This is a genomic window from Candidatus Symbiopectobacterium sp. NZEC135, assembly GCF_025962695.1.
This window is the reverse complement of the sequence record NZ_JAGFPF010001467.1, coordinates 1-534: the sequence shown is the minus strand read 5'-3', so window position 1 is coordinate 534 and position 534 is coordinate 1. Positions and strand designations below refer to the sequence as shown.

The window sequence follows — 534 nt, the reverse complement described above, 5'->3', positions numbered from 1 at the left end:
AGCTGTTGCAGCGCCATGTGGGGATTCAAGCACAGATCGAAGGCGCGATGGAATGTCACCGCCATCCCCTCACAGAGCGCCATCACGGCTTTCATGCGCGGCAGATCGATATGCCCTTCTTCATCCAACACACCGACCACCACGCCGGGAAAACCCATTTCTTTAATGCGCTGAATATCATACTGAATGGTACGAAACTCACTGTCGCTGTAGCAGAAATCCCCGCCGCGCGGGCGTACAATCGGATGCACCGGCAGCCGAACCCTGCTCCGTGCCTCTGCCAGAACACCATAGCTGGGCGTCAGTCCGCCCTCACGCTGGCCTGCACAGAGTTCAATGCGGTCGGCTCCCGCCAGTTCCGCCGTAAGTGCGCAATCAACGCTGTAACAGCATACTTCCAACTTAGACATTTACTCTCTCCCGCCTGCGTCACATTGCGCTGTGACCATTGCACCATTAACCAGCACGCTATGGCTTTAGGGTAAATATGGCATCTGAATAAAAATGCAAAGGAGAGCCGAGTCACAGAGGGCA

Annotated in this window: 1 protein-coding gene; it reads right to left on the bottom strand. The window is 55.4% G+C overall.

The features are described from left to right. Nucleotides 1-410, bottom strand: a 410-nt coding sequence (locus J5224_RS34865; protein ID WP_319802555.1) for a copper homeostasis protein CutC, incomplete at its 3' end; no start/stop codon positions are given. Nucleotides 411-534 lie beyond the last annotated feature (124 nt).